The organism is Pseudomonas sp. NBRC 111124, from assembly GCF_001320245.1.
Lineage (GTDB): Bacteria > Pseudomonadota > Gammaproteobacteria > Pseudomonadales > Pseudomonadaceae > Aquipseudomonas.
In genome coordinates, this window is sequence record NZ_BCBA01000002.1 from 91,301 (window position 1) to 104,815 (window position 13,515).

Sequence of the window (13,515 nt, forward strand, 5' to 3'; positions counted from 1 at the left end):
ATCAGCGCCCTCCTGCAGGGGCAGCCTGCGCAGTGGCGACTTCAGGCCCATCAGGCGCCGGCAAGGGTTCGCCGCGATGGCTGCGACTGATCACGGCAATGGTCAGCCCGCACACCAGCACCGCACCAATCGCCGCCAGCAGCGCCACCGGCCCGCCGTGCAGGGCGGTGACCACGTTCTGTTGGGCGGCCATGGCCACCACCACCGGGATGTACAGGGCGCCCCAGAAGCCGACGCCGAACTCGCATTCCTTGCTCATGCCGCCATTGCGGTGCATGTAAAGGCGTGCACAGATCAGCAGGATCATGGCGATGCCGACCCCGCCCACATTGGATTTGACGCCCAGCAGCACGCCCAGGAAGTCGCCGACGATAACGCCAGCCAGCGTGCACACCGCCAGCAGAGCCACACCATAGATGATCATTGTTGTTGTCCTCAGCTTTAGTCGAAGTTGCTTGTTGTTGTTCTTCGAGTTGCAGCGCCGTCATCGGTTGTTGGCCACCTCCTGGCGCAACAGCGCGTCGACGGTGTCCCAGCGGGTGGCTTCGAGGGCCACCACCCTGCCCTGTTCGAACACCGGGCGGGCCAGGCCGCTGAGTACGCTGCCCGGCGGCATTTCCACATGCAGGCGCACGCCGCGTTCATAGGCGTTGCGCAACGTAGCACGCCAGTCGACCAGCCGGGCCATGTTGCCGGCCAGGTCATCGCGCAGGCGTTGTGGGTCGAAAATCGACCGCGCACTGCTGCCGCTCAGGTAGGTGATGCGCGGGCGACGTAGCTCGACGCTGGCAAAGGCCGTTGCCAGTTCGGCGGCCGGGCCGTCGAGCAATGTGCAGTGGGACGGCACGCTCACCGCCAGGCGCCGGGCGACGCCCTGGCCGCGGCTGCGCGCCCTGGCGGCGACCTCGGCCATGGCCGTGTCGCTGCCGGCGATGACGATCTGGTTGTCGCTGTTGAGGTTGGCCAGGTACACCTCACCGCCCACGTCGGCCAGCAAGCGTTCGACAGTGCTCAGGTCGAGGCCGCTGAGGGCGGTCATGCCGTAGCCCTGCGGGTAGGCCCGCTGCATCAGCTCGCCACGCAGCGCCACCAGGCGGACCGCATCGGCGAACCGCAGTGCCCCGGCCGTCACGGCGGCGGGATAAGCGCCGATAGACAGACCGGCTACGTATTCCGGCGCCGGACTGCGCTGCAGCAACCAACGCGCCCAGGCCACCCCGGCCAGCAGCAGGCAGAGCTGCACGGCGCGGGTCGACTGCAAGGCCTGCACACTGTCGAGGCCCATTACCGGCTCGCCCAACGCGTCACTGGCCTCTTCCAATAGCAGCGAAGCGCCCTCAGGCAGGCACTGCAGCATGCCGGCTTGCTGCGCGCCCTGGCCCGGGAAGGCGAACAGGCTGCTCACGCTGCATGCTCCAGCGCATTCCACGGATCAGCGACAAGGCGTGCGCCCTGGGCCGACTTCAGCAACACCCGGCTCGCCACGCCAGCCCACTCGCGCAGCGCTACCGCACCCGCCGGCGTCTCCAGCTGCACATCGATGCGGCACGGGCCGCACTCGAGAATGTCCAGCAGTTCACGTGCCGTTGCCCGGGTCATGAATTGTGGCGTGCGCACCAACAAATCGAGGTCACTGGCGCCATGCACGACGTTGCAGCCGGTGGCCAACTGGTAACCCACACCTCCCGTCGGCCCCCAGGCCAGCCCGCGTGCCTCGAGCACGGGTGTTACCGAGGCCAGTGCCTGCAAGGCTGGCCAGGGGCTCTGCCCCGCCCAGCGCAGTGTCTCTGGGCTCATTTGCCGCTGGATATCACGTAAGCGCATCAGCACACCCAGGCGCTGTTCCCGCCCTTGCCCCCGCACGCCCACCGCTATCCAGCCGCTGGCGCAGGCGGCACGCCGCACCACTACCGGCTGCCCAGCCGCCAAGGCGTGAACAGCCCAGGCTGGCGCATCGGCAGGCAGGTCGGCCTGGGGCATGCCCCAGAGCAGATCATGTGGCTGCGGCAGGTTCATGTCAGGCCTCCTGCCACTGGCTGCGCAGGCGAGCGCGCACGTCGCGGGAGGCACTACGGTGTTCACCCTCCAGCCGCGATTCAAGGTCAGTCGAGTGGCCGATGTCGCGTACCGCCTCGGCCAGACAGGCACGCACCTGCGCGATGTCGCTGGCACTGGGTGCATCGGCGCTTCCCACCTGCAGGCGCCGCCAGAGCAAGCCCAGTGAGGCATAGCTGGCGAGGTCATAGGCCATCGGCGGCACCTCGGCGGCCAGCGCCTCCAGCTGTTCGACGCTGCGCAGGGTAATGCGCGCGGCCGCCGCCTTGCTCATGGCATGCACCATCACCCCGCTGTCATCCAGCGCGATCAGCCGCTGCGCCTGGTAGCCGTGGGCCAGGAAGGCGCCAGACATGGCCTTGCCGACCAGCAAGCCAATCACCGGGTGCCCGGCCAGGCGCGCCTGAGCGTAAGCCTGCACGGCGCCAGCCAGTGCCTGGTGGATACCCAGCGCCTCCTCGCGGCGGCCATAGGCCTGACTCGGCACATCAATGACGGCAACAATGGCGCGTTTCTCGCCACCGCGGTCCAGCTCGACCGCTTCGCTCACCGCCTTGGCCAGGCCCCAGCCTTCAAGCAAGCCGACTTCGCCTTCTCGCGCCCGTGGGAACGGGTTGTGCGCGTCCGGCACCACGGCAATGAAGCGCGCCAGGCGGTTGTCCAGTTCGCCATCGACCACCCGCAACGAGGCGGGATAGCCTGCCAGCGGTTCGCCACCAGCCAGGCCCGGCAGCCAGTTCAGCGCACGGTTCATTGGGCTTCTCCTTGGTAGAGGGCACGCACGGCAGCGGCGTCCAGTTGTGGGCAGTCGGCGCCCAGGCTGGCCAGGCGTTCCAGGTACCAGGCGTGGCGGGAGGCGCGGTTGGCTGATGGCCTGTCCAGCAGTTGCAGCAGCTGCTGGCGGATGTCGTCGACGTCATCGGCCGCATAGGCGTCCACCAGGCCGCTGGCATGGCGTTGTTCGCCACCGGTCAGGCTCCAGATGAACGGACGGTCCTTGGCGTCGTACTCGGCGATACCGGCCTCCTGCTCGATCACTTGCGGGCCATTGAGGCCCAAGCGCGCTTCGCGGGTGACCAGCACGTGGCTGCACAGGCCGGCGGCGATGGACATGCCACCGAAGCAGCCGACCGAACCTGCGATCAGGCCGATCACCGGTTGGTGAATGCGCAACTCGACGATCGCCGCCTGGATCTCGGCAATGGCTGCCAGGCCGAGGTTGGCCTCTTGCAGGCGCACGCCGCCGGTCTCCAGCAGCAGCACAGCGCAGGTGGGGATGCCGTTGCGGTTGTCCTCAATGGCCAGCTCCAGGGCGCCGGCAATCTTGGCGCCGCCCACCTCGCCCATGCTGCCGCCCTGGAACGCGCCTTCGATGGCGGCGATCACGGCAGGACGGCCAGCGAGCAGGCCCTTGGCGATGACCACACCATCGTCAGCCTGGGGCACGATGCCCTGGCGCGGCAGCCACGGCGACATCAGGCGGTCGAACGGGCCCAGCAGTTCACGGAAGCTGCCAGCATCGAGCAAGGCGCGGGCACGCTGGCGGGCGCCGAGTTCGACGAAGCTGCGGCTTTGCAGCAGGCGGGCGATGTCAGTCATGGGCAATTTCCTCGAAACCTTGTTCCAGGCGCAGGCGCACCACCCCTGGGGTTGCACCGAAGTCGTGGATGTCAATCTTCACGGCCGGCAGCGAGCGGCCGTCGAACAAGCGCTGAAACAGCTGGCTCCAGCGCGCGCTGCTGCCATTGACCGACGTGACCACCTGGATCTCCAGGCGGCCGGCGTTGCCGGGCTCGATCAGCACTTCCAGGTCGCCGGAGCTGACGCAGCCGACCAAGGTGCGGCCACGGCCAGGCTCGGCGGCGGGAAATTGAAAGTTCAGGGTTTCCATTTCACAGGCTCCCGGCTTTGTCGAGGAACAGGCAGGCGGCCAACAGATCGGCAGCGCCGCCCGGTGAGGCGTTCAGGTGCAGCAGTTGCGCGTCCAGCTGGCGTAGCAGGCGGCGGCCGTCGAGGCTGGCGCTGCCACCGGCATCGAGCACCGCGCGGGCGCCCGCTTGCAGGGCTTGCAGGCCTTGCGGGCCGGCACGCCAGAGCACACAGGTGTCGCTGAGCGCGGCCATGATCGCCAGCAAGGCATCGAGCCGGGCGTGGCGTTCGCTGGCGCCAACGGCGCGGCTGCGGCGCAGTTGTGGCAGGCCGTGTTCGAGCACGGCAGGGAAGCCTTGCTGGGCCTGTTCGCGGGCACCGCTGGCGCCATAGCGGTGGCGGACCTGGGCGCCGTGGCTTTGCTGGACAGGGGCTGCGGGATCATCGATCAGCGCAATACGCCCGGCCCGTGCGGCCACCGCCAAGGGCTTGGCATCAACATCAAGGGCTTGTGCGGCTACCAACAGGCCGAGGGCCCAGATCGCGCCGCGGTGCGTGTTGATACCCCCCGTGGTGGCGAGCATGGCCTGTTCGCCTTCACGGCCAATACGGCCCAGCTCGGCGCGCAGCGGCTGCCCGACCTCGCCATGGGCCTGGGCGACTTCGGCCATCTGCCGCAGGCAAGGCCACAGGGCCAGTGCCGAGGCGTGCATCAGGGCCAGGGTCATGTCGGTGTGGGCGCCACTGCTGCGGCGGTCGACCAGGCCGGGTTTGGGGGACAGGTCGGCTTCATCGATGAGGGCCTCGACGGCCAGATCGGCCAGTTGGTCGGCCTGGGAGATATCGGTTTGCAGGTCGGGCCTCATCGCGGGCACGCCCGCTCCCACAGGGATCGCGCTGGTTTCAGGTACGGCACAGTACCTGTGGGAGCGAGCGTGCTCGCGAAGAAGCTGGCGCGGTTTCAAGTCATGCACAGTCATCACCAGCTCCTGAACCGTGCGGGCGGGTTGTAGAGGCCGCCGGACCACTCGACCAGGTCGGCGATGCTGCGCGCGGCGAGCAGCTCGCGGCTGGCGTCGGTGCGGCGGATGCCAAGGTCTTCGGGCAAGGCGATCAGGCCTTGCTGGCGCAGGCGCAAGGTAGCCTTGGGGTCGTGGCGCAGGCCGATGGCGGTGACACCAGCCACGGCGGCGATCATCTGCTGGCGTTCTTCCAGGCTGCGCGCCTTGTACAGGTAGGCGATGCCTTCCTCGGTGAGCAGGTGGGTGACGTCATCGCCGTAGATCATCACTGGCGCCAGGGACATGCCGGCTTTCTTTGCCACTTCCACGGCGTCGAGGGTTTCGACGAAGGTGGGTTTACCACCTTCCTGATAGGTCTCGACCATCTGCACCACCAGCTTGCGGCCGCGTTCGAGCATCGTCTCGGGCACGGTCATGTCGAGCCAGGCCGGAGTCGCATGGCGCCGGCCGCGGGGGTCGTGGCCCATGTTCGGCGCGCCGCCGAAGCCCGCCAGGCGGCCACGGGTAACGGTCGAGGAATGGCCGTCGCCATCGACCTGCAAGGTGGCGCCGATGAACAGGTCGACTGCGTACTGCCCGGCCAGCTGGCACATCATGCGGTTGGAGCGCAGCGAGCCATCGCGGCCGGTAAAGAACACGTCCGGGCGCTGGGCGATGTAGTCCTCCATGCCCAGCTCGGTGCCGAAGCAGTGCACGCTTTCGACCCAACCGGTCTCGATAGCCGGGATCAGGGTCGGGTGCGGGTTCAGCGTCCAGTTGCGGCAGATCTTGCCTTTGAGGCCCAGCGACTCACCGTAGGTCGGCAGAATCAGCTCGATGGCGGCAGTGTTGAAGCCGATGCCGTGGTTCAGCGACTGCACCTGGTGTTTCTCGTAGATGCCGCGGATCGCCATCATCGCCATCAGCACGTGCACCGGCTTGATGTGGCGAGGGTCACGGGTGAACAGCGGCTCGATGTAAAACGGCTGGTCGGCGACCACCACGAAGTCGACCCAAGACGCCGGAATGTCCACCCGCGGCAGGTCGTCGACGCGGTCCACCAGCTGGTTGACTTGGGCAATCACCAGGCCGTCACTGAAGGCGGCAGGCTCGACCAGCGCCGGGGTGTCTTCGGTGCTGGGGCCGGTGTACAGGTTGCCCTCGCGGTCGGCCATGAAGCCGGCGACCAAAGTGACATTGGGGATCAGGTCGACCAGTAGCCGCGAGTACAGCTCGATATAGGTGTGGATGGCACCGACTTCGAGCAGGCCGTCTTCCAGCAGCTGGCCAATGCGCAGGCTCTGCGGGCCGGCGAAGGAGAAGTCGAGCTTGCGGGCGATGCCGCGTTCGAACAGGTCCAGGTGCTCGGCACGGCTGACACTGGGCATGATCATGTGCAGGTCGTGCAGGCGCTCGGGATCGGCCTTGGCCAGCGAACGCGAGAGAAAGTCGGCCTGCTTCTGGTTGTTGCCTTCGAGCACCACGCGGTCACCGGGGGCGATCAGCAGTTCCAAGGCTTCGACGATGCGCTCGGTAGGCAGCACCACACCGTCGGCCAAGTGCCGGACGCGGTCCAGGCGGCGCTGCTTCTCGGCGCGGCGCCTGGACCATTGCGGCGGTGGATTCTTCGTTATGGTCATTGGGTGACTCCACGGGTTCGCTGTCGTGGGGGCACATTAGGGCGAGCGGGTTTGAGGGATCAATCAAGCTGGGGCGCTAATCGTTACGGTCAGATTAATGAAAATTGGGATTCGGCAGGTTTCAAGGCAAAAACGCACGGCCCCCCTGCAGATTTGTCCATTGTGCAAGATAATTTCGCATGCCAGGATCCACTGATCCTCCAGTGCACTCCAGACTTCACTTGGAAAATCAATAACAAAGCAGGGAGAACGCGATGACCGCGCACGCTCATACCTCGGCAACGGCTCATGTACTGGCCGAGGTCCGTAACCAGATTGGCTACCTTACCCTCAACCGCCCTGCCGGCCTCAACGCCCTGACCCTGGACATGGTGCGCAGCCTGCGCCAGCACTTCGACCAATGGGCCGAAGACCCGCAGGTGCAAGCCGTGGTGCTGCGTGGCGAAGGCCCCAAGGGCTTCTGCGCCGGCGGTGATATCCGCTCGCTGCACGACAGCTACAAGGCGGGCGAAACCCTGCACGAAGATTTCTTCGTAGAGGAATACGCCCTCGACCTGGCTATCCACCACTACCGCAAGCCGGTGCTGGTGCTGATGGACGGCTTCACCCTCGGTGGCGGCATGGGCCTGGCCCAGGGCTGCGACCTGCGCATCGTCACCGAGCGCAGCCGCCTGGGCATGCCCGAGGTTGGCATCGGCTACTTCCCGGACGTCGGCGGCAGCTACTTCCTGTCGCGTATTCCCGGCGAGCTGGGCACCTACCTCGGTGTCAGTGGCACCCAGATCCAAGCCGCCGACGCCCTGTATTGCGGGCTGGCTGACTGGTACCTGACCAGCGACAGGCTTGCCGACCTGGATGAAGGCCTCAATACCCTGCGCTTCGGCGACCACCCGCTCAAGGACTTGCAGAACCTGCTGGCCAGGCTCGGCAGCCAGGTGCTGGATGACGCGCCGCTGGAGAAGCTGCGCCCGGTCATCGACCACTTCTTCGCCCAGCCCGACCTCGCGGCAATCATCGAGCAGCTGCGTGCGGTGAGCATCGACGACAGCCACCAATGGGCATTGGCGACCGCCGACCTGCTGGAAAGCCGCTCGCCGCTGGCCATGGCGGTTACCCTGGAGATGCTGCGACGCGGCCGCCGCCTGGCGCTGGAAGACTGCTTCGCCATGGAGTTGCACATCGACCGCCAGTGGTTCCAGTACGGCGACATCATCGAGGGCGTGCGCGCCCTGATCATCGACAAGGACAAGCAGCCGCGCTGGAACCCGCCGACCCTGGCCGGGCTGTCGCGCCAGCGGGTCGACCAATTCTTCGAAGGCCTGTGAGCCCGGGAGTACACAGATGCAAGACCTGGAACTGAGCGAAGAACAGATCATGATCCGCGACATGGCCCGGGACTTCGCCCGCGGCGAGATCGCGCCACATGCCCAGGCCTGGGAAAAGGCCGGCTGGATCGACGATGGCGTGGTGCGCAAGATGGGTGAGCTCGGCCTGCTCGGCATGGTCGTGCCCGAGGACTTCGGCGGCAGCTACACCGACTACGTGGCCTACGCCCTGGCGGTCGAGGAAATCGCCGCTGGCTGCGGCGCCACCGGCGCGATGATGAGCATCCACAACTCGGTCGGTTGTGGGCCCTTGCTCGCCTACGGCACGCCAGAACAGCAACAGACCTGGCTGCCGCGCTTGGCCACGGGCGAGGTGATCGGTTGCTTCTGCCTGACCGAGCCACAGGCCGGCTCCGAAGCGCACAACCTGCGCACCCGCGCCGAGCTGGTCAATGGCGAGTGGGTGATCAACGGGTCCAAGCAGTTCGTCAGCAACGCCCGCCGCGCAGGCCTCGCCATCGTCTTTGCCGTCACCGACCCGGAGCTGGGCAAGAAAGGCCTTTCAGCGTTCCTGGTGTCCACCGACAACCCAGGCTTCAAGGTCGACCGCAGCGAGCACAAAATGGGCATTCGCGCCTCCGATACCTGCGCGGTGACCTTCGACAACTGCCGCATCCCGGCGGCCAATATTCTCGGTGAGCGCGGCAAGGGGCTGGCCATCGCCCTGTCCAACCTCGAAGGCGGGCGTATCGGCATCGCCGCCCAGGCAATGGGTATCGCCCGTGCCGCGTTCGAGGCGGCGCTGGTGTACTCGCGTGACCGCATTCAATTCGGCAAGCCGATCAACGAGCACCAGAGCATCGCCAACCTGCTGGCCGACATGCAGGTGCAGGTGAATGCTGCGCGCTTGCTGATCCTGCATGCCGCGCGGCTGCGCACGGCAGGCAAACCGTGCCTTTCGGAGGCGTCGCAGGCCAAGCTGTTCGCTTCGGAAATGGCCGAGCGGGTGTGCTCGATGGCGATCCAGGTGCATGGTGGGTATGGGTATCTTGAGGATTACCCGGTCGAGCGTTACTACCGCGATGCGCGCATCACCCAGATCTACGAGGGGTCGAGCGAGATCCAGCGCATGCTGATCGCGCGCGAACTCAAGCACTACCCGTTGTAAGCCCCCTCAACGCCGCTGCCTGAAGGTTTCCGAAGGCAGCTCGCCAAAACGCTGGCGATACACCTCGGAAAACCGTCCGAGGTGCACGAAGCCGTAATCCATGGCCAGTTCGGTGACGCTGCGCACCGCGCAGCTGTCATCGCTCAGGCACGCATGCACCCGTTCCAGCTTGCGCTGGCGCACGTACTGCTTGGGCGTGGTGCCCAGTTGGCGATCGAACAGCGCGTACAGCGAACGCACGCTCATGCAGGCCTGCTCCGCCAGCGCCTCGGCTGGCAGCTCCAGCTTGAGGTTGCGGTCGATGTAATCGAGGATTCGCTCCAGATTGGCACCCGGCGTGCCCAGGCTTTCTCGACGGATATTGGTGCTCATCAGGGTCATCAGCTTGCTGGCGACGATCTGGCTGTAGTGGCCCTGCACCCGCGGCAGGGAATCACTGACCTCGGCTTCGTGGCACACCATCGCCAGCAGGTTGACGAAACCCTCCAGCTCTTCCAGCCGATAGTGGTTGCGCAGAAAGCGCACGCCGCCATCCGGGCGCTGCCAGCGCTGCTCGTCGCAAATAGTATCGAGGAGTCGGGTCGGCACCTTGAGGATGAATTTTTCGCAGTCTTCGGAATAGGTCAGGTCGACCGGGTCGTCTGGATTGATCAGCAGCAGTTCGCCGGGTACGAGGTAATGCTCACGCTGGTGCCCACGCCACAAGCAGTTGCCGTTAAGCAGGACCTGCAGGTGGTAGATGGACTCCAACGCCGGTGAAGTAACCCGCACGCTGCCGCCGTAGCTGATGCGGCACAGGTCGAGTTCGGCGAACTTGCGGTGGCTGAGGCTGGACTGCGGGTGGGTGGTGCGCGACAGGCCGATGCAGTGCTGGCCCACGTGCTGGTTGACGTAGTCCGACACCGCATAAGGGTCGGCGTGATGGAACACGCTACTGCGCTCGCTCAGCAGGCGGCTTTCCATAGGCAAGGCACTCGGCATCGTTATTGTTCTGGGGACAGCGGACCACGGGTGTATCAGTGACACAGCTAAGCAAAAAGGCGGGGGTTGGGCAATCCGATGTTGGGATTGGGTGGGCGGATAGCGGACAGTGGGCTTGTGATATCCGGGCGATTATCGAACAGAATTGATATTTGTAGCGCCTGTATCGGCCTCTTCGCGGGCACGCCCGCTCCCACAGGGGATAGCTCAGTCCCTGTGGCAGCGGGCGTGCCCGCGAATGCTACACACCGCTGAAACAGGGTTAATTGCTGGCCTGGGTAGCCGCAGCGCGGGAAGCTTGCAGCCACTGATCGAACTGCTGACGGTGCGCCGCAACCCATTGCTTGGCATGGCGAGTAATGTCGGCAGGCTTCTTCTCGCCCTGCTGCATCTTCAGGTTCTGGTTGCTCTCGTCATCGGTGGTGATCTGCACCAGCGACAGGAACTTCTCTGCAGCCGGGTTCTTCTTTGCGAAGTCCTTGTTCAGTACCGCCACTACCTTGTCGATGGCAAAGCCGAGGTTTTTGCCGTGGTACCTAGTATCGACGCTGTTGTCGCCGCCCGGCAGCTCGGTTTTCGGCACCTCCAGCCAGACCACGTCACGCCCTTCGACCAGCACGCTGGCGATCCACTGCGGCACCCAGGTGAAGTACAGGATCGGCTTGCCTTCCTTGTAGCGGGTGATGGTGTCGGCCATCAGCGCGAAGTACGAGCCCTGGTTGACGGTGATGCTCTTGCTCAGGTCATAGGCCTTCATATGGTGGGCGATCACCAGCTCGCAGCCCCAGCCCGGGTTGCAACCGGTCATGTCGGCCTTGCCGTCGCCGTCGGTGTCGAACAGCTTGGCGACCTCTGGTTTCTTCAAGTCGGTGATGTACTTGATGTTGTATTGGTCGGCGGTCTTCTTGTCGATCAGGTAGCCCTGGGCGACGCCCGGCAGAATGTTGCCAGTCTTGACCATTGCATCGTCACCGCCGGCCTGCTGGTAGAACTTGTCATGGAGTTTTTCCCACAGGTGCACGGTGAAGTCGGCGTCGCCGTTGGCCAAGGCCACCATCATCACGCCGTACTCGGTCTCCTTCGGCTCCTGCACGTTGTAGCCAAGTTCACGCAAGCCCTCCATGGCGACCTCGCCACGGAAGCGTTCTTCGGCGATGGAGGGGAAGATCGGGGTGACCTTGATCCCATCTCCCGGTTTGTCGGCCGAAGCATGGGCGCACAACGCGGCGGCTATCAGAGTCAGCGCCGTGGCGCATTTGAGGATGCTGCGGGAGAACTTGGATTCGTGCATCGTCGCTTACCTTCTTCTGATTGTTATCTTCACGTGCGGCAGATCGAATGTATCCAGGGTCAAGCTCAGGCAGTCTTGCGCCGCCCTTGGGGTTGCGCCGCGCCGCACAGGCGCAGCACCACGCCTACCGGGCCGGTGTGGTACCAGCGCAGGCTCGGGTCGGCGCTGGTACGCGCACCCATGGCTTGGGTCAGGCGGTCGAGGAAGATCGCCAGCAGGACCAGGCCGACACCGCCGACGGTGGCCAGGCCCATGTCCAGGCGACCGATGCCGCGCAGCACCATCTGGCCCAGGCCACCCACCGAGATCATCGAGGCAATCACCACCATCGACAGCGACAGCATCAAGGTCTGGTTGAGGCCCGCCATGATGGTCGAGGTGGCCAGCGGCAGTTGCACGCGGGTCAGCATCTGCCGCGGGGTACAGCCGAAGGCGCGGGCGGCTTCGATCTTGTCTTCCGGCACCTGGCGGATGCCGAGGTTGGTCAGGCGCACCAGCGGCGGCAGCGCGAAGACGATGGTCACCAGTACACCCGGTACGTTACCGATGCCGAACAGCATCACCACTGGCACCAGGTAGACGAACGCCGGCAGCGTCTGCATGGCGTCGAGCAAGGGCCGGATGATGCTTACCAGGCGGTTGCTGCGGGCGCAGACGATGCCCAGCGGAATGCCGATCACCGCGCAGAAGAACACCGAGGTCAGCACCAGGGCCAAGGTGGTCATCGACTCGGACCAGACCCCGATCAGGCCGAGCAAGGTCAGGGTGATGAAGCACAGCAGCGCCATGCGCTTGCCCGCCAGCTGCCAGCCCAGCAGCGCCGAGAGGAGAATGCCGATAGTGGGCGGAATGCTCTGCAGGGTGAACTCGATGCCATTGAGCACCTGGTCGATCGGCCAGCGAATGGCGCGGAACACCTCGCGGAAGTTATGCACGAGGAAGTTGAGGGTGGCGGTAACCCAGTCACCCAGGGGGATGACGGCCGCCTGGAATGGGTCGAGCAGACTGAATTCGGTCACGGGGGCTTACCTCTGGTTCTTTTAGTGGCGGCTCACGGACTGCAGCGGCGCATTCTTGGCCAGCACCGAACACTGGCAACGGCTGTTGAAGCTCTTGAAGAAGCTGCACACGTAGTCGTTGGCCGGCTGGTTGATCAGCGCCTGTGGCGTGCCGATCTGCACCACCCGCCCGCCTTCCATGATCGCGATGCGATGGCCGATGCGGATGCCTTCTTCGATGTCATGGGAAATGAAGATGATGGTGCGCTGCTGTTCGGCCTGCAGGCGCATCAATTCGCCCTGCATCTCGCTGCGGATCAGCGGGTCGAGGGCGGAAAACGCCTCGTCCATCAGCAGGATGGTCGGGTCGTTGGCCAACGCCCGGGCCAGCCCCACGCGCTGCTGCATGCCGCCGGAAAGCTGGTGCGGGTAGCTGTTTTCGTGCCCGGCCAGGCCCACCTGGCTTAGTGCTTCACGGGCACGGCTGTGGCGCTCGGCTTCGGGTACGCCGGCAATCTCCAGGCCGAAGGCGGTGTTTGCCAGCACACTCATGTGCGGCATCAGGGCGAAGGACTGGAACACCATGCCCATTTCCTTGCGGCGTACATCGAGCAGGGCCTTGTCGGAGAGCCCGGTGATTTCCTTGCCGTTGAGGTGGATGCTGCCGGAGGTGGGTTCGATCAGGCGGTTGAACAGCCGCACCATGGTCGACTTGCCCGAGCCGGACAGGCCCATGATGACAAAGATCTCGCCACGTTTGACGGAAAAGCTTGCATCGAACACACCGACGACGTGGCCGGTCTTGCTGAAGATTTCGTGCTTGTCGGCACCGTTGCGCAGCATCTCCATGGCCATGTCGGGGTTGGGCCCGAAAACCTTGAAGATATTTTTTACCGAAAGAATCTCATCGGCATGGCTCATACGACCCTCTTTATTATGCTTATTAACCAATCTTTGAACGTCGCACGTTCAATAAGGCGGGTAGAGATCAGTGCGAGTACGCTTGGCAGTCCGTTCAAATTCGAACGTGAGTCAAAACCGGCACGCAGAATGTCCTGCTTCAAAATTATTCGACATCGCAGTTGCGAATGCCGCGCCGTGGGTTTCACGTTAAGTCTTGATCCAGAGCGGGTCCAACGACATTTGTACGGCGCTAACCATTACCTGAAGTTATCAATCGGCCCAAG

14 protein-coding genes are annotated in these 13,515 nt (G+C 64.9%); 2 read left to right on the forward strand and 12 right to left on the reverse strand.

Features of this window, described 5'->3' with window-relative positions; all coding sequences use genetic code 11:
- Position 1: 1 nt before the first annotated feature.
- The 8 genes from madL to mdcA form a co-directional block, all read right to left on the reverse strand.
- Positions 2–424 carry a malonate transporter subunit MadL gene (gene madL / locus APH28_RS01370; RefSeq protein WP_060507254.1) on the reverse strand — a complete coding sequence of 141 codons (423 nt, stop codon included), beginning with the start codon at positions 422–424 and terminating at the stop codon, positions 2–4.
- 60 nt (positions 425–484) lie between these two features.
- Entirely contained in the window at positions 485–1,405 is a 921-nt protein-coding gene (mdcH, locus tag APH28_RS01375; protein WP_060507255.1) for a malonate decarboxylase subunit epsilon, read from the reverse strand.
- Positions 1,402–2,016, reverse strand: coding sequence for a malonate decarboxylase holo-ACP synthase (locus APH28_RS01380; protein ID WP_060507256.1), 615 nt, complete (start codon positions 2,014–2,016; stop codon positions 1,402–1,404). Before APH28_RS01380 ends, mdcH begins: the two co-directional genes overlap by 4 nt.
- Position 2,017: 1 nt before the next feature.
- Complete coding sequence (gene mdcE, locus APH28_RS01385) at positions 2,018–2,809, reverse strand: biotin-independent malonate decarboxylase subunit gamma (RefSeq protein ID WP_060507257.1); 792 nt, start codon at positions 2,807–2,809, stop codon at positions 2,018–2,020.
- Entirely contained in the window at positions 2,806–3,654 is an 849-nt protein-coding gene (locus APH28_RS01390; RefSeq protein WP_060507258.1) for a biotin-independent malonate decarboxylase subunit beta, read from the reverse strand. Before APH28_RS01390 ends, mdcE begins: the two co-directional genes overlap by 4 nt.
- The gene (locus tag APH28_RS01395) at positions 3,647–3,946 is read right to left on the reverse strand and encodes a malonate decarboxylase subunit delta (RefSeq protein WP_060507259.1); all 300 of its coding nucleotides are present in this window, start codon (positions 3,944–3,946) and stop codon (positions 3,647–3,649) included. Before APH28_RS01395 ends, APH28_RS01390 begins: the two co-directional genes overlap by 8 nt.
- 1 nt (position 3,947) lies before the next feature.
- Positions 3,948–4,790, reverse strand: coding sequence for a triphosphoribosyl-dephospho-CoA synthase (locus APH28_RS01400; RefSeq protein ID WP_256248319.1), 843 nt, complete (start codon positions 4,788–4,790; stop codon positions 3,948–3,950).
- A gap of 113 nt (positions 4,791–4,903) precedes the next feature.
- Entirely contained in the window at positions 4,904–6,565 is a 1,662-nt protein-coding gene (gene mdcA, locus APH28_RS01405) for a malonate decarboxylase subunit alpha (protein ID WP_060507261.1), read from the reverse strand.
- Between the two features lie 254 nt (positions 6,566–6,819).
- On the opposite strand from mdcA, the gene APH28_RS01410 reads away from it, so the two are divergent.
- Together APH28_RS01410 and APH28_RS01415 are read left to right on the forward strand one after the other, a co-directional pair.
- Positions 6,820–7,890 (forward strand): enoyl-CoA hydratase/isomerase family protein, encoded by a 1,071-nt coding sequence (locus APH28_RS01410; RefSeq protein ID WP_060507262.1) that lies wholly within the window; start codon positions 6,820–6,822, stop codon positions 7,888–7,890.
- Between the two features lie 16 nt (positions 7,891–7,906).
- The gene (locus APH28_RS01415; RefSeq protein WP_060507263.1) at positions 7,907–9,058 is read left to right on the forward strand and encodes an acyl-CoA dehydrogenase family protein; all 1,152 of its coding nucleotides are present in this window, start codon (positions 7,907–7,909) and stop codon (positions 9,056–9,058) included.
- Between the two features lie 6 nt (positions 9,059–9,064).
- Here APH28_RS01415 and APH28_RS01420 read toward each other — a convergent pair whose 3' ends face one another.
- From APH28_RS01420 to APH28_RS01435, 4 genes are all read right to left on the reverse strand, one after another.
- Entirely contained in the window at positions 9,065–10,021 is a 957-nt protein-coding gene (locus tag APH28_RS01420; protein ID WP_060507264.1) for an AraC family transcriptional regulator, read from the reverse strand.
- A gap of 280 nt (positions 10,022–10,301) precedes the next feature.
- Positions 10,302–11,330 carry a glycine betaine/L-proline ABC transporter substrate-binding protein ProX gene (gene proX, locus APH28_RS01425; RefSeq protein WP_060507265.1) on the reverse strand — a complete coding sequence of 343 codons (1,029 nt, stop codon included), beginning with the start codon at positions 11,328–11,330 and terminating at the stop codon, positions 10,302–10,304.
- A 65-nt stretch (positions 11,331–11,395) separates the two neighbouring features.
- Complete coding sequence (gene proW / locus APH28_RS01430; RefSeq protein WP_060507266.1) at positions 11,396–12,349, reverse strand: glycine betaine/L-proline ABC transporter permease ProW; 954 nt, start codon at positions 12,347–12,349, stop codon at positions 11,396–11,398.
- Positions 12,350–12,370: 21 nt separating this feature from the next.
- Positions 12,371–13,249, reverse strand: a complete 879-nt coding sequence (locus APH28_RS01435) for a glycine betaine/L-proline ABC transporter ATP-binding protein (protein ID WP_256248281.1) — start codon at positions 13,247–13,249, stop codon at positions 12,371–12,373.
- Positions 13,250–13,515 lie beyond the last annotated feature (266 nt).